The organism is Paraburkholderia lacunae (assembly GCF_003353175.1).
GTDB lineage: Bacteria > Pseudomonadota > Gammaproteobacteria > Burkholderiales > Burkholderiaceae > Paraburkholderia > Paraburkholderia lacunae.
On the sequence record NZ_QHKS01000015.1, the window covers coordinates 167,583 to 186,437 of the forward strand.

Consider the following 18,855-nt stretch of genomic DNA (forward strand, 5'->3'; position numbering starts at 1 on the left):
CTTCACTGCGCCTAAGCTCTCGCCTCGCGCATCCGCTCGGTCAGCAGCCGATGCATGAGGGAAATCTCTCCGACCACATCGGCCTCCAGTGACGACAGCCCGTCTCGCGCGGGAAGGTCGCGCCGGATCGGCCGTAGCGTTCGGTTCAACGCGGCCTCGATGTCGGTGCTCGCCGCCTCGATCCAGGCGCCGAGTTCATCGTGCATGCCGCGCCGGTTCGCACTCAGCCGCAGTTGTGCCGCGGTGCCCGCCATCTTTCGCAGCAGGCTCAGCACCGTCAGGGTGACGGTGTCGGCCATCGAGTCTTCCAGTTTTTCGAGGCGAATCCGGCTAATGGCCTCCTCGGCGTTATTGCTGCTCAATCCGGCGGCTCTGCGCAACCGTTGCATGTCCTTTGCGCTGCGCCCGGGGTACTCCAGGGCGGCCCTGAGATACTCGAGGTTGGCCCGCACCGCTGTCGCGAGAAAGGTCCGATGATTCACCTTTTCCCGGGTTGGCCAGAGATAGAACGTCGCGAGCAGCGCCAGTACGCAACCGAGCACGTTATTGCCGAGCCGCGTGAGCGCGAAAGAAAATTCGTTGGCGCCAGGCGTCGCAAAGTCGGCCACCAGCACGAAGGTAGGCGTCAGGAACAGAACGAAGAGGCTGTAGCTGACGGGACGCAGCGCCATCGTCGCCACCACCAGCGGAAAGACGGCGAATGAAATACCGAGCGGCGAATGAATCGCATAGCCAATGCCGGCCGCCAGTACGCCACCGACGATGCTTCCGGCCGCACGCTCGATACTCCGCGGCCACGTCGCGGCAATGGAGGGCTGCAGGATCAGCAGCGTCGCCATCGTCGCCCAGTAGCCGAAGGGCAGCCCTAGCACCCGTATGACGAGAAATCCCGCCGTCGTCGCGACACCCACGCGGGCGGCGTGGCGCAGACCGACAGACTGACTCGACAGGTTCGCCTTGAACGTCGACCATGTCTGCGCCGCCACTCTGGCGGCGCTGTCCAACCACTCCTCGGTCTGCGCATACGCCGGCGCGAAATCGACCAGTTCGAAACCGGACTTCAGCTTCACGGGTTCCATCAGCTCGGATTCGAGCCGCCGGGCGAGGCGTTGCAAGCGCGGTTGCAGGCTGGCCATGCGCCCCCATTGCCCATCGTTGGCGGCGAGACCAATGCTTCGCAGCACGTCGCCGATTCCGGCCAGCAGCCGAGCTGCCCGGCTCGAGCGCCGCAGGTCGTTCGGCGCCTTTTCGCAGGCGCCGGAGACAGCAATCAGATAGACAAACAGCGATTCACTTTCGGTCAGCAAGGCAAGGAGATTGTCATAGGTTTCCCGGCCACCGGTTCTCGATACCGGCACCTTCGCCAATACCCGGCGCGAGCGCTCCAGCGCGGCTCGCGCATCGGCGCGAAATTTCGCGGCATGCGTGGCCCACTGCCCGGGCGCCGCGCGCTGCTTGAGCAGGCGCGCGTTGTCGAAGGCGATGTCGGCCAGACGCAGATACACGGCACGCAGCGAAGACCGGCTCGCGCCAAACGGATGAATACGCCAGACGGTCAGGCTCAGAACGACGGCAAACAGACATCCGGCGAAGTAGACGCCCAGAAACGCCATGCCCTCCCGAAGGTCGCGCATCGGCCGGTCGACCATGACCACGCATGCGGTCGCGGCCAGAATCGTCACCTGCGACGTGGCCGCGCCCCATATTCTTCCGAAGGCGCCGAGCGTCGTGAAGACCAGCATGGCGAGCGCCGCGAGCGAAGTCCCGACACCGGAGGCGAACGCGGTCACGCCGCCGCCCAGCGTCGACAGAAGCGCGAAGCCCATCATCGAAGCGAAGCGGGCCCGGTTGGAGCCGGCGGCGTCGGCCAGACACGTCCAGAAGGCGCCGATCGCCGCCCATGCGAAGGTCGGATCGTGCAGCAGGTTACCCACCGCCAGCATGGCCGTGGACGCACACGCGGCTCTCAGCCCTTCCGACAGACTCGCCTCGCTCGTCGAAAACGACACCATCCATACCGGCCGTTTGCGGTAAATAGCGTTGACGATCGCGTAGAGCCGGCTCGACCAGCGTTGCGACGATGGATTGGACTTGCGATTCAGCATCCGGACGGTGGGCTCCCAAAAACGCGCGTCGGCGCCGCGTCGGCGCATTCATACACCGACGACAGGAAACGCGCGACAGGCGGCGAATGATAAGGGTTTACACCTAAACAAAAAAATGCCTTCGGTTCATTCAGCCGATGCACTTCGTCTATAAGACTGACAGGCCGGACGCCCGGGCCATGCGGGAATTCAAACGGCATCCGGTCATGCACATCGAACGCTGCATGAGGCTCACGAAAAGCCGGCCCATAAAAAAACCGCGCGGCCCTTGCAGGCTCGCGCGGTTTTTTCCAACCGGGGGGGTAACGCAGCTTACTTCGTGTAGTTCGCCACGCCTTCGCTGATTTCCTTGTGGGCGGCTTCGACGCCCGCCCAGCCCTCGACCTTCACCCACTTGCCCTTTTCGAGCGCTTTGTATTGCTCGAAGAAGTGCTTGATCTGGTCTTTCAGATACGCCGGCACATCGTCGATCGACTTCAGGTCGGCCGTCATCGGGCAGATCTTGTCATGCGGGACGGCGATCAGCTTCGCGTCCACGCCCGATTCGTCGGTCATTTGCAGCATGCCGAGCGCGCGTGCGCGCACCACGGAGCCTGCCAGCAGCGGGAACGGCGTGATCACCAGCACGTCGACCGGGTCGCCGTCGCCCGACAGCGTTTGCGGAATGAAACCGTAGTTGGCCGGATAGCGCATGCCGGTGCCGATGAAACGGTCGACGACGAGCAGGCCCAGATCCTTGTCGGCTTCGTACTTCACCGGATCGCTCTGCGCCGGGATTTCGATGATGACGTTGAAATCTTGCGGAAGGTCTTTGCCTGCGGGGACGTGATTGAAGCTCATGAGCGCTCTCTGATCAGGATGGAATTCGAAACACGGCGTGCGGCGTAGGCCGCGTGTAGGTTCAACAGACGTGCAACCTGTCGAACAACGCGCAGCGGCCGGACAGTGCGGAATGCGCCATTATAGCCAATCGGCCGATGCCACCCTTGGCCGGATCGGCGCGATAATCGTCAGGCGTCTCTCGATTGTGCCTCTCGTTTGTGAACATCAGGTATCTGAACCTCGGGTTTGTGCCTCGGGTTCGCGCCTCACCGGAGCATGCATGGAAGAAGCCAGACACTTCATCGGCGGCGAATGGGCTGCCGCATCGGGCGGCGAGACGATCGCCGTGCTCGATCCCTCGGACGGCCAGCCGTTCACCCAGCTTGCGCGCGGCACCGCGGCGGATATCGACGCCGCCGTCCACGCTGCCCGCCGCGCCTTCGAGGGCGCGTGGGGTGAAGCGAGCGCCGCCGAACGCGGCCGCGTGCTGTACCGGCTGTCGATGCTGGTCGCCGCCCGCCAGGAAGAACTGGCGCAACTCGAAGCCCGCGACACCGGCAAGCCGCTCAAACAGGCGCGCGCCGATTCCGCCGCCCTCGCCCGCTACTTCGAGTTCTATGCCGGCGCCGCCGACAAACTGCACGGCGAAACGCTGCCTTACCAGGCCGGCTACACGGTGCTGACGATCCGCGAGCCGCACGGCGTGACCGGCCATATCGTGCCGTGGAATTACCCGATGCAGATTTTCGGCCGCAGCGTCGGCGCGGCGCTCGCCGCCGGCAACGCGTGCGTCGTCAAACCGGCCGAGGATGCGTGCCTGTCGGTCTTGCGCGTCGCCGAACTGGCCGCTGAGGCGGGTTTGCCGCCGGGCGCGCTGAATATCGTCACCGGCTACGGCTATGAAGCCGGCGCGGCGCTCGCGCGCCATGCGGGTATCGATCACATCTCGTTCACCGGATCGCCGGAAACCGGCAAGCTCGTCACGCAGATGGCCGCCGAGAATCACGTGCCGGTCACGCTGGAACTGGGCGGCAAGTCACCGCAACTCGTGTTCGCGGACGCCGATCTCGATGCGGCGCTCCCCGTACTGATCTCGGCAATCGTGCAAAACGCCGGGCAAACCTGCTCGGCAGGCAGCCGCGTGCTGATCGACAGGACTATCTACGAGCCGTTACTCGAGCGGTTGAGCAGCGCGTTCCACGCGTTACGCGTCGGTCCGTCGCATGCCGATCTCGACTGCGGACCGCTGATCAACGCGAAACAGCAACAACGCGTGTGGGATTTCCTCTCCGACGCGCAACACGACGGCATCCCGATGGCGGCACACGGCGAAGTGATTCCACAAGCGCCGAAAAGCGGTTTCTATCAGGCGCCCACGCTGCTGCGCGACGTACCCCCCACGCATCGCCTCGCGCGCGACGAAGTGTTTGGCCCGGTGCTCGCCGCCATGTCCTTCGCCGACGAGGATGAAGCGCTCGCGCTCGCCAACGGTACACAGTACGGCCTCGTCGCGGGCATCTGGACGCGCGACGGCGCGCGGCAAATGCGCCTTGCGCGGCGCCTGCGCTCGGGCCAGGTGTTCATCAACAATTACGGCGCGGGCGGCGGCGTCGAATTGCCGTTTGGCGGCGTCAAGCATTCGGGCCACGGCCGCGAGAAGGGTTTTGAAGCGCTGTACGGCTTCACGGTGCTGAAGACCATCGCGATCCGGCATGGTTAGGTCGGGCTTAGGTCGCCGTCGGACACTTCGCGTCACGCATCACCATTCACAACCAACAACGGAGACATCATGCGATTGACAGGTAAAACAGCCATCGTCACGGGCGGCGGCTCGGGTTTCGGCGAAGGCATCGCGAAGACCTACGCGCGCGAAGGCGCGAATGTGGTGGTCAACGATCTGAACGGCGCGGCGGCCGAGCGCGTGGCGAGCGAAATCGCGCTGGCCGGCGGCAAGGCGATCGCGGTGGCGGGCAACGTCGCGCAACGCGCAGACTGGCAGCAACTGCGCGAAGCCGCACTCGAAGACTTCGGCAGCGTGCAGATCGTCGTCAACAATGCCGGCACCACACATCGCAACAAGCCGGTGCTGGACGTCACCGAAGCCGAGTTCGACCGCGTGTACGCGGTGAACGTCAAAAGCATCTACTGGAGCGTGCAGGAATTCGTGCCGTATTTTCGCGAGCAGGGCGGCGGCACCTTCATCAATATCGCGTCGACGGCGGGCGTGCGGCCGCGGCCGGGCCTCGTCTGGTACAACGGCAGCAAGGGCGCGGTGATCATCGCGAGCAAGTCGCTCGCCGTCGAACTGGGTCCCGACCGCATTCGCGTGAACTGCGTGAATCCGGTGATGGGCGAAACGGCGCTCTTGTCGGAATTCATGGGCGTCGAAGATACGCCTGAGAATCGCAAGCGCTTTCTCGCCGGGATTCCGCTCGGGCGCTTTTCCACGCCGCAGGACATCGCCAACGCCGCCCTCTACCTGGCCTCGGACGAGGCGGAGTTCGTCACCGGCGTGTGCCTCGAAGTCGACGGCGGACGCTGCGTTTAACCGGCATGGCGGCCGCGCATATGGGCCGCTGGGCGCGGCCCGATGTACGGCCCGATGTACGGCTCGATGTACGACTCGATGTACGACTCGATGGCTGGCTCGATGCATGGCTCGATGTACGGCCCGATGCATGGCTCGATGCGCACCCCGGCACACGGGCCTGCAGGATGCGGCGCCGGCAGGTATCCGTTCGCTGGTCCGGGATGCGGCCCGCCTCGCCGCCTGCTTCGAAGTCAGTGTTTTCCCCCAGTGTCGATTCACCGTGCAGACAACCCCGCGCAGATAGAATCGATTGACGGCGGTACTTCATTCCCACAAGAAAAGAGGAGACACAATGGCTAGTCCCGCAAATCCGCTCCACCACCCCGGCGCGGGAGCGCCGCCTTCCACGTTCGAGGAGGCGACCTACCGCAAGGTCACCTGGCGGCTCGCGCCGTTTCTGATGCTCTGCTACGTGGTCGCGTATCTCGACCGCGTCAACGTCGGCTTCGCGAAGCTGCAAATGAGCGCCGATCTGAATCTCAGCGATGCGGTGTACGGCTTCGGCGCGGGGATTTTCTTCCTCGGCTATTTCATCTTCGAGATTCCCAGCAACGTGATCCTGCACAAGGTGGGCGCGCGCGTGTGGATCGCGCGGATCATGGTGTCGTGGGGCGTGATCTCGATGCTGACCATGTTCATCACCACGCCGACGATGTTCTACGTGATGCGCTTCCTGCTCGGTCTGGCAGAGGCGGGATTCTTCCCCGGCATCATCCTGTACCTCACGTACTGGTATCCGGCGCACCGGCGCGGCCGCATGACCACCTTGTTCATGACGGCGATCGCGTTGTCCGGCGTGATCGGCGGGCCGGTATCCGGCTATATCCTGAAGAGCTTCAACGGCGCGAACGGCTGGCACGGCTGGCAATGGCTGTTTCTGCTCGAAGGGCTGCCGTCGGTGATCGTCGGCATCATGGTGTTCCTGCTGCTGGACGACCGCATCTCGAAGGCAAAGTGGCTGAGCGATGAGGAAAAGCAACTGCTCGAACGCCACGTCGCGGCCGAAGAAGCCACCAAGCACGACATGCCGATCCGCCAGGTGCTGACGAGCGCTCGCGTGCTGATGCTGAGCCTCACGTACTTCTCGTTCGTGATGGGCCTCTATGGCGTGAGCTTCTGGCTGCCGACCATCATCAAGACGACCGGCGTCACCGATGCCTTCATGATCGGCCTGTTGTCCGCGATTCCATTCGCGGCGGCGGTGGTCGCCATGGTGTTCGTATCGCGCAGCGCGGACCGTACGCGCGAGCGCCGCTGGCATATCGCGCTGCCGGCGTTCGCCGGCGCGATCGGGCTGATCCTGTCGGTGGTGTGGGCACACAACACGGTGCTCGCCATGGCCTCGCTCACGCTCGCGACGATGGGCATCCTGACCACCCTGCCGCTGTTCTGGAGTCTGCCGACGGCGATCCTCGCCGGCACCGGTGCCGCAGCCGGCATCGCGATGATCAACTCGATCGGCAACCTCGCGGGCTTCCTGAGTCCGTATGCGGTCGGCTGGCTCAAGCAGGCGACCGCCGCGAACGATTCCGGCATGTACATGCTGGCGGCGTTCATGATTCTCGGCGGGTTGCTGGCGATCAGCGTGCCGGCGAAGATGGTTAGCAAGTAAGCCGATTGACGACGTAGAGCAGGTAGCGCCGTCAAACGTCCTGCGTCGCATGTCAGGCGTAACGCTTCACGCCCCAACGAAAAAGCCCCCGGCATCGCTCGGCGCCGGGGGCTCTTTTATTTCCTTCTACTTCCGCGCCGATTCGAGCACGCGGCAACGCACAACCCTCAAACCACATTCATCGCCAGCGCACTCTCGCGATAATGCTGGCTCGCCTTATCCGCATCGCCGAGCTGCTCATGCAAACGCGCCAGCGCGCGATGCGAGCGAATCTTCAAGGTCTCGTTGTCGGCCAGTTTCAGCGCGTGTTCGAGGAACGACTGCGCCTTGCCCCACAGCTGCTGATGCAGACACAAGCGGCCCAGCGCGAACAGCAGATCCGCATCTTCCGGACGCTCCTGCTGCCACCCTTCGGCCTTCTGGATAAGCGGCAAGGCGTCGCCGGCGGCGGTGTCCGGATAACGACGCAGCAAACGCGCGTCCCAGTTCTGCGCCAGCGCTTCTTCGACGATCTTGCGCGCTTCCTGCGGACGATTCAGCGAGACCAGCAGTTCGGCAGCGAGATCTGCGAGACGCGGCGAATGACGTTCGGTGGCCGATAGCGAATGCCACAGCTCGAGCAGCGCATCGGCATTGTGACGCCGATCACGCAACAGGTTTTCCGCCGCCAGCTGACGCAAACGCACCGCGACCGCCGGATGAATCGCCTCGCGCTTTTCCAGCGTCTTGACGAGCTTGAGCACTTCGCCCCAGTTCTTCAATTGCTGTTGCGCGCGCAACATGATCTGCTGCGCGTGAATCCGCCGCGCACCCTGCGACTGCATTTCGGTCAGCGCGGTGAGCGCGCCGTCCGCGTCGCGGCCGTCGGCGCGCATGTCGGCGGTAGCCATCAGGCGCGCGTCCTGCCAGTCGGCTTCGTCGATCTGCGCGAGCCATTCGTCGCGCCGCGCGTATTCATGCATGCGGTGTGCCGCGGTGGCCGCGATCAAACCGGCTGCGCCCCGGTTGTCGCCCATGGTGAGCGCGTCCTTCGCGGCTTTTTCAGCGCGCGAAAAACGGCCGGCGTACAGATTGCCGATCGCGTCACGCAACGCGGCGTGCGCCTTCGCGACCCGCGAGCGCGCACGATACGCGGCCACACGCTGCGGCATGCGCCAGATATTGCGCACGATGCGCAGGAGCGCATACAGCAGGATGAACAGCACCACCAGGCCGACCACGAACAGATTCAGCGAGATGTCGACGCGGTACGGCGGATAGACCAGCAGCACCTGCCCCGTGTCGAAACGCCCGACCACCGCCAGCACCACGGCGACGGCGAACAGCAACGCAAGCCATAGAAGTCCCCGGATCGCCATGATTAACCTCGGCTCCGGTATTGGCTGACGGCCTGCAGGCTCGTATTCAGATTCGGCACCTCGACTGCCACCGAGCCCGCGTCCACCTGCCTGACCAGATCGATCACGGTCTGCGTCTTCTTCGACGTGTTGTCGAAGTAGCGGCCGAGCGCGGCGTCCGCCGCGTGCAGGTCGGACTTCAGCGTGGTCTGGTTGCGCGAGAGCAGCGCAAGCCGCGCCGACAGCAAGCGCATCTTCAGATTCTCGCGTACGAAGTAGCCTTGATCCGGTGCGACGAGCATGGCGTCGGCGTTGTCGATGCGGCGCACCTGCACGAGGCTGGTCAGTTGCTGGCCGATGCCGCTCGTGACTTCGCGCCACCACACTTTCCAGCGCGGCTCGCCGGTAGCCGCGGCCACCTTCGCCGTGTCGGCCCAGGTGGCCGCCTTGGGCGTGGCATGGGCGATCGGTGCTTCGCCGGAAAGCGGCAAGCTGTCGACCTGGTCGATCGCGTTGTCGAGCTTGATGGCCAGACCCGTGAGATCGGTGGAAGGCGCCGCCTTCAGCTTGTCGATGTCTTGCGCGATAGCCTTGCGCACGGCCACCACCTGCGCGCCGTCCGAAGCGGCGAGGCGGGTGTCCGCGCTTTGCAGCGCGAACAGCGCGAGTTGCGTGTTGCCGGTGAGCTGCAACTGCTGGCTCGCCGCCGAGAGCATCTGGCCGACTTCAGCCAGCGTCCAGTCATCGCGATTGCGCGCGAGATCGGCGTATTGCTGCTGCAATGCCTGCTGCGCGCTTTGCGCATCCGCAAGCTTGCCTTCGAGCTGCGCGACCTGCGAGTCCGACTGATGAACCGTGGCAAGCGCCTGATCGGTCTTGACGCGCAGTTCATTGGTCTGCGCGTCGTTGGCTTGCTGGCGTTGCGCGAGCTGCTGCTCGGCGCGCTCCACCTTGCGATTGAGCGCATAGCCGCCCACGCCAGCCGCACAGGCGATGATCACCACGACAAACCACAGCAGCGGTCCGCTCGCGCTGCGGCGCTTTTGCTGCGCTTCGTAGGGCGTGAAGGGTTGATTCGGCGGCAACGCAGTGGTCGCGGCCGGCTGGGGTGAGGCGTTCGTGGATGCGTTCGTTTCAGTCATGCGTGATTTAGCCGGTGGTTGAGCCGGATTGGACGGTACCGGTTGAACAACGGGAGGCACGGCGGCAAGCAAGGCACGGACAATTCGCTCATCGCCCGCGCCGGACACCGTAATGCTATCAAAACCCAATGCCCGCGCGGTCTGCGCAATGCGGGGATGCGGCGTGACGAGCGTGGCTTGTTTCAGCTGCGCGATCTCGTCGGCGGTGAGATGGTCTTGCGCGAGTTCGTGCAGATTGCGCACGCCTTCGGAACTGGTGAGGAGCCACGCATGCGGTGCGCCTGCCAGCAGCGCGTGCACGCGCGCCCACGCGGCGATCGACGGTTCCGGCACGAGACGCCGATAGGCCGCCACCGTCTCGACTTCGGCGCCCGCTTCGCGCAGACGGTCGGCCAGCCACTCGCGGCCGCCGTCGCCGCGCACGATCAGTACGCGTTTGCCTGCGGGCGTCGCCGCGCCGAGCGCGGTGTCGATGGCGGCAAAGAGGCCTTCGGAATCGAAGCGCGCCGTGTCGTCGTCGGCCACGGCAGGCGGGCTGACGACCTGGTGCGCGGGCGCCGCGACGCCGTGGCGCGCGAGCGCCTGCACGCTGCCGGGGCCGACTACGCCGATCGGCAGCGCATGCGGCCAGATCGCGTTGCTGCGAGCAAACGCGTGGTCGATCGCGTTCGGCGACACGAACACCACCAGCGCATAGCGTTCGAGCGAGGCCAGCGCGGCGCGCAACGGCGCGTCGTCCGCCACAGGCGCGATCTCGATCAGCGGGAACTCCAGCGTGACGATGCCGGCCGCCACGAGCAGCGCAGTCAGTTCGCTCGACTGACCGGCCGGTCGCGTAATCACGGCCGTGAATGCCGCCTCGCCGACGGAAGACGATGCGTTGCCTGGAATAGCGGCCGCCATCACTCGCCGGTCACCGCGCCGGCGGGGCCGCTCGCCGTGCTGAGCGCGCGGACGATTTCCATGGCGCCCTGCTGTTCGAGCGCGTTCGCCACTTGCTGGCCGAGCGCGACCGCGCCTTCGATGCCCGGCGCGGGCGCCGACGCCTGCGCGCTCAACACGCGCCGGCCATCGGGCGTCGCGACGATGCCGCGCAGATGCAGCGCGCCGTCGTGCCAGCTCGCATAAGCCGCGAGCGGCACTTCGCAACTGCCGCCGAGCGCGCGCGACACCATCCGCTCCGCTTCGACGGCGGCGGCCGTGGCTTCGTGATGTAGCGGCGCGAGCCATGCCGCGAGGTCGGCGCGGTCGGCGCGAATCTCGATGCCGAGCGCGCCCTGACCGGCTGCGGGCAGGCTATCTTCGGGATCGAGCAACGCGCGGATGCGTTCGGCCAGACCCAACCGCTTCAGACCGGCAGCAGCCAGAATGATCGCCGCGTAGTCGCCGCGATCGAGTTTCGACAGCCGCGTATCCAGATTGCCGCGCAACGGCCGCACTTCCAGATGCGGATAGCGCATGCGCAGCATCGCTTCGCGGCGCAGGCTGGAGGTGCCGACCACGGCGCCGGCCGGCAGCGCGGCTAGCGAATCGTATTCGTTGGACACCAGCGCATCGCGCGGGTCTTCGCGCTCCATGATGGTGGACAGCGCGAAGCCGGCGGGCAATTCCATCGGCACGTCTTTGAGCGAATGCACGGCCAGATCGGCGCGGCCGTCGGCCAGCGCGCTCTCCAGCTCCTTGACGAAGAGGCCCTTGCCGCCGACCTTCGACAACGTGCGATCGAGAATTTGATCGCCGCGTGTGGTCATCCCGAGGATTTTTACGTCGCAAGATGGATATAATTTGTGCAGCGCACATCGCACATGCTCCGCCTGCCACATGGCCAGGCGGCTTTCTCGCGACGCAATCACAAGCGTGTGGGGTGGCGCGGATAACGTCTCGGTGTTCATTAGCTTGCTGATCGAATGACGGGATGTAATAACAATCAATGTTAGCACGCGCCCTTGTGTCTTCAGGCACGCCGGAGCGCCGTGCTGGCGCGGTATCGATGGAGGAGACGGGCTTTCGCGCGGCGCGCACCTGCCACATCCTTCGCCTGTTCACGCACGGTCGTTCGCGCATCGTGCGGCGGCATGCGCGATGATGCAGTGCGGCGTCTCGTGTATAGCGTGCACGTAGTATGCGTTTCGTGCGCATTGTGCAAAGCGCGCGCGGCCCAATCCCCAGCGCATGTCCATCGACGCGTATCGTTTTCCTGCAGTCCAAGCAGTAGCCACGTAGTAGCAGTCCATCGTTCAATAGACCCTGGCTTCCCTGAGGAAACCCATCGTGACGTCTTCCGGATCGGCGCGCCCTGCTCGCCGCAACACCGCATCGCCCAACGCTTCCGCGGCCGACGCCGCCGTTGCATCCGGCGCTTCCGCCGCTTCTGCTCCCGAGGCCGCGCCGGCCAAACGCACCGCCAAAGTGGCCAAAGCGGCTCAGGCAGCGAATGCCGCCAAAACCCCAAAAGCCGCCAAAGCTTCCATGCCCGTGAAGGCCAGCGCGGCAACGCAAGCCGCCACCGCCGACAAGGCAGCGAAACCGGCCAAGGCCGGATCCACGAAGATCAAGATCAAAGCCGCCGCAGGCGAAACCCTCGCGGCTCCAGACGCGAAGACGGCGAAAACGGCAAAAACCGCAAAAACGCCCAAGCTGCAAGCCGTCTCGAAAGATACGCTCGCGCCGGCGCCGAAAAACGGCGGCCGCACGCGTGAAGACAAGGACCACCCGCTGTTCCAGGACATCCGTTATCTCGGACGGCTGCTCGGCGATGTCCTGCGCGAGCAGGAAGGTGACGCGGTGTTCGACGTCGTGGAAACGATCCGTCAGACCGCTGTGCGCTTTCGCCGCGAAGACGACAGCACAGCCGCGCAGACGCTCGACAAGAAGCTGCGTTCACTGAGTCCGGAGCAAACGGTTAGCGTGGTGCGTGCCTTCAGCTATTTCTCGCACCTCGCGAATATTGCCGAAGACCGTCACCGCAACCGCCGTCACCGCATTCACGAGCTGGCCGGTTCGACCTCGCAGCCGGGCACCGTCGCGCATGCGCTCGAACGGCTGGTCGAAGCGGGCGCCGCCGCGACGCCGGTCTTGCAGCAGTTCTTCAACGAAGCGCTGATCGTGCCGGTGCTGACCGCGCACCCCACCGAAGTGCAGCGCAAGAGCATTCTCGACGCCCAGCACGACATCGCACGCCTGCTCGCCGAACGCGACCAGCCGCTGACCGAACGCGAGCGAGCGCACAACGAAGCGATGCTGCGCGCCCGCGTCACGTCGCTTTGGCAAACCCGGATGCTGCGCGATGCCCGGCTGACGGTCGCCGATGAAATCGAAAACGCGCTGTCGTATTACCGCGCCACCTTCCTCGAAGAAATCCCCGCGCTCTACGCCGACATCGAAGACGCACTCACCGAGCACGGGCTCGCCGCGCGCCTGCCGCCCTTCTTCCAGATGGGCAGCTGGATCGGCGGCGACCGCGACGGCAATCCGAACGTCACGGCGGAAACCCTTGAGCACGCGATCACGCGCCAGGCCGCGGTGATCTTCGAACACTACATGGAGCAGGTGCACAAGCTCGGCGCGGAGTTGTCGGTATCGAACCTGCTGGCCGGCGCGAGCGACGCACTGAAAGAACTCGCCGCCGCCTCGCCCGACCAGTCGCCGCATCGCGTCGACGAGCCGTATCGCCGCGCGCTGATCGGCGTGTACACGCGGCTCGCGGCGAGCGCGCGCGTGCGCCTCGGCGAAGGCAGCGTGCCGGTGCGCAGCGCCGGCCGCGGCGCGGCGCCGGTGCGCGCCAAACCGTACGGCGACGCGAGCGAATTCGTGCGCGACCTGCATGTGCTGATCGATTCGCTCGCCGAGCATCACGGCGCGTCGCTGGCCGCACCGCGCCTGTCGCCGCTCGCTCGCGCTGCCGAAGTGTTCGGTTTTCACCTCGCCAGCATCGACCTGCGTCAAAGCTCCGACATCCATGAAGCCGTGATCGCGGAGTTGCTGAAACGCGCGGGCGTGGAGGCGGACTATGCGGCGCTCTCCGAAGCGGACAAGTTGCACGTGCTGCTCGCGGAACTCGCGCAGCCGCGTCTGCTGCGCTCGCCGTACGTCGAGTATTCCGACCTCGTGAAGAGCGAACTCGGCGTGCTCGAAGAGGCCCGCGTCACGCGCGAGAAGTTCGGCGCGCGCGCGGTGCGCAACTACATCATTTCGCACACGGAGACGGTCAGCGATCTCGTCGAAGTGATGCTGCTGCAGAAAGAAACCGGCCTGCTGCAGGGTCGTCTCGGCGACGCCAACAATCCGGCGAGAGCCGGGCTCATGGTGATTCCGCTGTTCGAGACGATCCCCGACTTGCGCAACGCACCTCACATCATGCGCGATCTGATCGCGCTGCCGGGCGTCGGCGCACTGATCGAACATCAAGGCAACGAGCAGGAAGTGATGCTCGGCTACTCGGACAGCAACAAGGACGGCGGCTTCCTCACGTCGAACTGGGAGCTGTACCGTGCCGAGCTCGCGCTGGTGTCGCTGTTCAACGAGCGCGGCGTGACGCTGCGCCTGTTCCATGGACGCGGAGGCACGGTCGGCCGCGGCGGCGGCCCGACCTATCAGGCGATTCTGTCGCAGCCGCCGGGCACCGTCGACGGCCAGATCCGCTTGACCGAGCAAGGCGAAGTGATCGCGAGCAAGTTCGGCAATCCGGAAATCGGCCGGCGCAACCTCGAAACCGTGGTCGCCGCGACGCTTGAAGCATCGCTGCTGCCGCACGGCAATGCGCCCGAGCAACTACCCGTTTTCGAAGAGACGATGCAGCAATTGTCCGATGCGGCGATGGCGTCTTATCGCGCGCTGGTCTACGAGACACCTGGCTTCAAGGAGTATTTCTTCGAATCGACGCCGATCTCGGAGATCGCCGAACTGAACATCGGCAGCCGTCCGGCTGCGCGTAAATTGCAGGACCCGAAGCAACGCAAGATCGAAGATCTGCGCGCGATTCCGTGGGGCTTCTCATGGGGCCAATGCCGTTTGCTGCTCACCGGCTGGTACGGTTTCGGCAGCGCGGTGGCCGCGCATCTGGACGGCGCGCCGAGCGACGCGGAACGCGTACGCCGTCTCGCGCTGCTCAAGAAGATGTACAAGACGTGGCCGTTCTTCTCGACCCTGCTGTCGAACATGGACATGGTGCTGGCGAAGACCGACCTCGCGGTGGCCTCGCGCTACGCGCAACTGGTGTCCGACAAGAAGCTGCGCAAGCACGTGTTCGAGCGGATCGTCGCGGAATGGGAGCGCACCTCGAAGGTGTTGTCGGAAATCACCGGCAAGAGCGAGCGGCTCGCGGAAAATCCGCTGCTCGCGCGTTCGATCAAGAACCGCTTCCCGTATCTCGACCCGCTCAATCACCTGCAGGTGGAACTGCTCAAGCGTCACCGCGCGGGCGACACCAACGCGCGCGTGCGTCGCGGGATTCATCTGAGCATCAACGGGATCGCCGCGGGCCTGCGTAATACGGGCTGACGCTTCTTGGCGACGTGGCGGGTGTGCGGCTTGCTGCGCCCCGCTATGTTCGAACCGTCCGCTGCACGCGGCGGAATGTCGGTTGCGGCATTCCGCCGTTTTCTTTTTTGCGGCTTTTAGCGCGGCTTATTGCGCTGTCTGTTGCGCTGTCTGTTGCGCTGTCTGTTGCGCTGTTAGTTGCGCGACCTGCTGCGCTGCTTATTGCGCTTCGACCATCAGCGCGTCGAGCTTGAACGAGCCGTCTTCCTGCACGTCGAAATACTGGCGCACTTCATCGGGCGAGCTATTCCACAGCGAGTGGATCGCCACCACACGCGGCTCAGGCGTACGCATGCGTGCCACCCACGATTCGAACTCGATCGCAATCCGCCAACGCTCGCGAATCGTCGCCGTGAATCCGGCTGCTTCGAAGAGCGCAATCCATTCGTCGGCACGATAGTCGCGAATGTGCGAGCCGTCGCGCAGCAATTCCACCGCCTGAATATGCGTGTCGAGCAGCGGATGATCGATGCCGGCAATGTCGATGAACAATACCTTGCCGCCCGGCTTCAGTACGCGGCGCACCTCCGCGAGAGCGCGCGGCACGTCGTGCCAGTGATGCGCGCTCATCCGGCTGATGACCCAGTCGAAAGAATGAGCGTCGAACGGCAGCGTTTCGGCGGCGCCCTGTTGTGTGCGAATGTTGCCGAGGCCGCGCTTGCGCGCCGCGCCTTCGACCGTTGCCAGCATCTGCGGCGCGATGTCGTAGGCGACCACCGCTGCGGCATGCGGCGCCACCGCGAAGCTCGCGTGGCCTGCGCCGCAGCCCATGTCGAGCACCGTCGCGCCCGGGGTCGCCGCGATCGAATCGGCCAGCGTCTGCAGATCGGCGCCGGTGGCATGCGTCTGACTCGTCAAATACGCGGCGGCGGTCGAGCCGAAGGCGTCGGCGACCTGATCGTGATGTTTCATGGGAGGCTCCGGTGACTTGCGTGGGATCGGGTTGGAACGCTGTGTGCCGTTCCAGCCGTTACAATAGAGTCCGCCGTGTACCAGTACAAGTTAAGCAATTATTCTGGTATTGATAACACCCGCCAAGTGCCGCCCGATCTGAACGACTACGCAGAACGACTAAACAGAATGACCACGCCGTCCTCAGCCGACCACCCGCCGCCACTCGACGCAACGCCCGCCCGCGCGCTCGGCGACTTCATCCGCGCGCACCGCGAGCGGCTCTCGCCGCAAGCGGTCGGCCTGCCGCCGGGCCCGCGCCGCCGTACGCCGGGTTTGCGGCGCGAGGAAGTCGCGCAGTTATGCGGCGTCAGCCCGACCTGGTACACATGGATCGAACAGGGACGGCCGGTATCCGCATCGGCCGACGCGCTGGCGCGAATCGCCGTGGCGCTGCAACTGTCGCGCGCCGAGCGTGCGTATCTGTTCGAACTGGCCGCCCAGCGTGATCCGGCCGAGCCCGACCCGGCCGCCGCCGACGCACCCGCCACGCTGCTGCAAACCGTGCAACTGGTGAACGCACCGGCTTATGTGCTCGATCGCCAATGGAATGCCCTGGCCTGGAACGAACGCGCCTCCGACCTCTTCGTCGGCTGGCTGGACGGCGCGCACGACCGCAATCTGCTGCGCTACACCTTCACCGAACCGGCCGCGCGCGAGTTGATCTTCGACTGGGAAACGCGCGCGCGGCGCCTCGCCGCCGAATTTCGCGCCGACTCGATCCGCCATCTGAACGATGCGCCCACGCGCGCGCTGATCGACTCGCTGAGCGCCGCCAGCGACGCGTTCGCGCGCTTCTGGGCGTCGCAAGACGTCGGCGGCCGCGAAGGCGGACGGCGCGAATTCAACCATCCGCGCGACGGCCGCATCGTCTACGACCAGATCACCTTCAAGCCCGCGCATCGCGAGGATCTGAAGCTGGTGGTGCTGGTGCGCGAATAGGCGCCGCTGCGACAACCCCTTGACCGCTGCTCGTGAGCGGACGACCCGCGAACACCCCGCGGACAACCCGCTTGGTCCGCGGTGCCTTGGGATGCTTTTTACCCGAATCACCGCCGCAGGCCGCCGGCGCCATTTGGCAGCCCGCCCCGGTGTTAAAATCACAGTCTTTCTTCGCTTCGGCGGCGCCCGCGTACCTCACGCAAACGCTGTCAGCCTCCTCACCGCTCAACTGCCAAACACCATGACGTCCCAACTGCACAAAAAAGGCGAAGCCTGGTCGGCTCGCTTCTCGGAGCCGATGTCGGAACTCGTCAAACGCTATACGTCGTCGGTTTTCTTCGACAAGCGTCTGGCGCTCGTCGATATCGAAGGGTCGCTCGCGCACGCCTCGATGCTGGCCGCGCAGAAGATCATCGCCGCCGACGACCTGGCCGCGATCCAACGCGGCATGGCGCAGATCAAGGGTGAAATCGAGCGTGGCGAGTTCGAGTGGCAACTCGATCTGGAAGACGTCCACCTGAACATCGAGGCTCGCCTGACCGCGCTGATCGGCGACGCCGGCAAGCGCCTGCATACCGGCCGCTCGCGCAACGACCAGGTCGCGACGGATATCCGCCTGTGGCTGCGCGGCGAAATCGACCGGATCGGCGGCTTGCTGAAGGATCTGCGCAGGGCCCTGCTCGACATGGCCGAGAAGAACGCGTCGACCATCATGCCCGGCTTCACGCACCTGCAAGTCGCGCAGCCGGTCACGTTCGGCCATCACCTGCTGGCCTACGTCGAAATGTTTTCGCGCGACGCCGAGCGCATGATCGATTGCCGCAAGCGCGTGAACCGTCTGCCGCTCGGCGCGGCGGCTTTGGCAGGCACCAGCTATCCGATCGACCGTCACGCAGTGGCGAACACGCTCGGCTTCGACGGCATCTGCGCGAACTCGCTGGATGCGGTGTCCGATCGCGACTTCGCGATCGAATTCACGGCAGCATCGGCGCTGGTGATGACGCACGTGTCGCGCTTCTCGGAAGAGCTGGTGTTGTGGATGAGCCCGCGCGTGGGCTTCATCGATCTGGCCGACCGCTTCTGCACCGGTTCGTCGATCATGCCGCAGAAGAAGAACCCGGATGTGCCGGAACTGGCGCGCGGCAAAACCGGCCGCGTGAACGGCCACCTGATGGCGCTGCTGACGTTGATGAAAGGCCAGCCGCTCGCGTACAACAAGGACAACCAGGAAGACAAGGAGCCGCTATTCGACACCGTCGATACGGTTGCCGATACGCTGCGGATTTTTGCCGAGATGGTGGCCGGCATCACGGTGAAGCCGCAAGCCATGCGCGACGCCGCGTTGCAAGGCTTCTCGACCGCAACCGATCTGGCCGACTATCTGGTCAAGCGCGGACTGCCGTTCCGCGATGCGCACGAAGCGGTCGCGCTGGCGGTGCGGGTGTGCGTCGATCGCGGCTGCGATCTGGCCGACCTGACGCTCGCGGAAATGCGCAGCGAGTTGCCGAACGTCGCGCATCTGATCGGCGAAGACGTCTTCTCGTATCTGACGCTCGAAGGGTCGGTGGCGAGCCGCAATCATGCGGGCGGCACGGCGCCCGAACAGGTTCTTGCCGCCGTCAAGGCTGCACGGGACGCCTTGAAGTAACGCGGCGCGTCAAACAGCGCAGTCCGGCGCTCTCGCGCACGGACATGACCCGTCCTGACATAGGTTGACACCTACGCACCGCTGTTCGCGGTTAGAAACGCCCGATGAACTTCATCGGGCGTTCTGTATTTTAAAGAATGATGCGGTCGTTCCTGGTTGTAGATCTGC

At 65.1% G+C, this 18,855-nt stretch carries 12 protein-coding genes; 6 read left to right on the forward strand and 6 right to left on the reverse strand.

Features of this window, described 5'->3' with window-relative positions; all coding sequences use genetic code 11:
• Window positions 1-11 precede the first annotated feature (11 nt).
• A complete protein-coding gene (locus tag DLM46_RS23205; protein ID WP_115104300.1) occupies window positions 12-2,105 on the reverse strand; it encodes an FUSC family protein in 2,094 nt (697 codons plus the stop codon).
• A 312-nt stretch (window positions 2,106-2,417) separates the two neighbouring features.
• Entirely contained in the window at window positions 2,418-2,945 is a 528-nt protein-coding gene (ppa, locus tag DLM46_RS23210) for an inorganic diphosphatase (RefSeq protein WP_115104252.1), read from the reverse strand.
• A gap of 262 nt (window positions 2,946-3,207) precedes the next feature.
• On the opposite strand from ppa, the gene DLM46_RS23215 reads away from it, so the two are divergent.
• From DLM46_RS23215 to DLM46_RS23225, 3 genes are all read left to right on the forward strand, one after another.
• Window positions 3,208-4,647 carry an aldehyde dehydrogenase family protein gene (locus DLM46_RS23215; protein WP_115104255.1) on the forward strand — a complete coding sequence of 480 codons (1,440 nt, stop codon included), beginning with the start codon at window positions 3,208-3,210 and terminating at the stop codon, window positions 4,645-4,647.
• 69 nt (window positions 4,648-4,716) lie between these two features.
• Window positions 4,717-5,475, forward strand: coding sequence for an SDR family oxidoreductase (locus tag DLM46_RS23220; protein WP_115104257.1), 759 nt, complete (start codon window positions 4,717-4,719; stop codon window positions 5,473-5,475).
• Between the two features lie 334 nt (window positions 5,476-5,809).
• Window positions 5,810-7,129 carry an MFS transporter gene (locus DLM46_RS23225; RefSeq protein WP_115104259.1) on the forward strand — a complete coding sequence of 440 codons (1,320 nt, stop codon included), beginning with the start codon at window positions 5,810-5,812 and terminating at the stop codon, window positions 7,127-7,129.
• Window positions 7,130-7,296: 167 nt separating this feature from the next.
• Here DLM46_RS23225 and DLM46_RS23230 read toward each other — a convergent pair whose 3' ends face one another.
• The 3 genes from DLM46_RS23230 to hemC are packed head-to-tail and all read right to left on the reverse strand — an operon-like array spanning window position 7,297 to window position 11,500.
• A complete protein-coding gene (locus tag DLM46_RS23230) occupies window positions 7,297-8,487 on the reverse strand; it encodes a heme biosynthesis protein HemY (protein WP_115104261.1) in 1,191 nt (396 codons plus the stop codon).
• 2 nt (window positions 8,488-8,489) lie between these two features.
• The gene (gene hemDX, locus DLM46_RS23235; protein ID WP_115104263.1) at window positions 8,490-10,511 is read right to left on the reverse strand and encodes a fused uroporphyrinogen-III synthase HemD/membrane protein HemX; all 2,022 of its coding nucleotides are present in this window, start codon (window positions 10,509-10,511) and stop codon (window positions 8,490-8,492) included.
• Window positions 10,511-11,500 carry a hydroxymethylbilane synthase gene (gene hemC / locus DLM46_RS23240; protein WP_115104266.1) on the reverse strand — a complete coding sequence of 330 codons (990 nt, stop codon included), beginning with the start codon at window positions 11,498-11,500 and terminating at the stop codon, window positions 10,511-10,513. The genes hemDX and hemC overlap by 1 nt, the downstream gene beginning before the upstream one ends.
• A 379-nt stretch (window positions 11,501-11,879) precedes the next feature.
• Between hemC and ppc the strand changes: the two genes are divergently transcribed.
• Window positions 11,880-15,107, forward strand: coding sequence for a phosphoenolpyruvate carboxylase (gene ppc, locus DLM46_RS23245; RefSeq protein ID WP_115104268.1), 3,228 nt, complete (start codon window positions 11,880-11,882; stop codon window positions 15,105-15,107).
• A gap of 198 nt (window positions 15,108-15,305) precedes the next feature.
• On the opposite strand, the gene DLM46_RS23250 is transcribed toward ppc, so the two are convergent.
• Window positions 15,306-16,058 (reverse strand): class I SAM-dependent methyltransferase, encoded by a 753-nt coding sequence (locus DLM46_RS23250; protein WP_115104270.1) that lies wholly within the window; start codon window positions 16,056-16,058, stop codon window positions 15,306-15,308.
• A gap of 168 nt (window positions 16,059-16,226) precedes the next feature.
• Between DLM46_RS23250 and DLM46_RS23255 the strand changes: the two genes are divergently transcribed.
• Together DLM46_RS23255 and argH are read left to right on the forward strand one after the other, a co-directional pair.
• Window positions 16,227-17,039 (forward strand): helix-turn-helix transcriptional regulator, encoded by an 813-nt coding sequence (locus DLM46_RS23255; RefSeq protein WP_115104272.1) that lies wholly within the window; start codon window positions 16,227-16,229, stop codon window positions 17,037-17,039.
• A gap of 241 nt (window positions 17,040-17,280) precedes the next feature.
• The gene (gene argH / locus DLM46_RS23260; protein WP_115104274.1) at window positions 17,281-18,687 is read left to right on the forward strand and encodes an argininosuccinate lyase; all 1,407 of its coding nucleotides are present in this window, start codon (window positions 17,281-17,283) and stop codon (window positions 18,685-18,687) included.
• Window positions 18,688-18,855 lie beyond the last annotated feature (168 nt).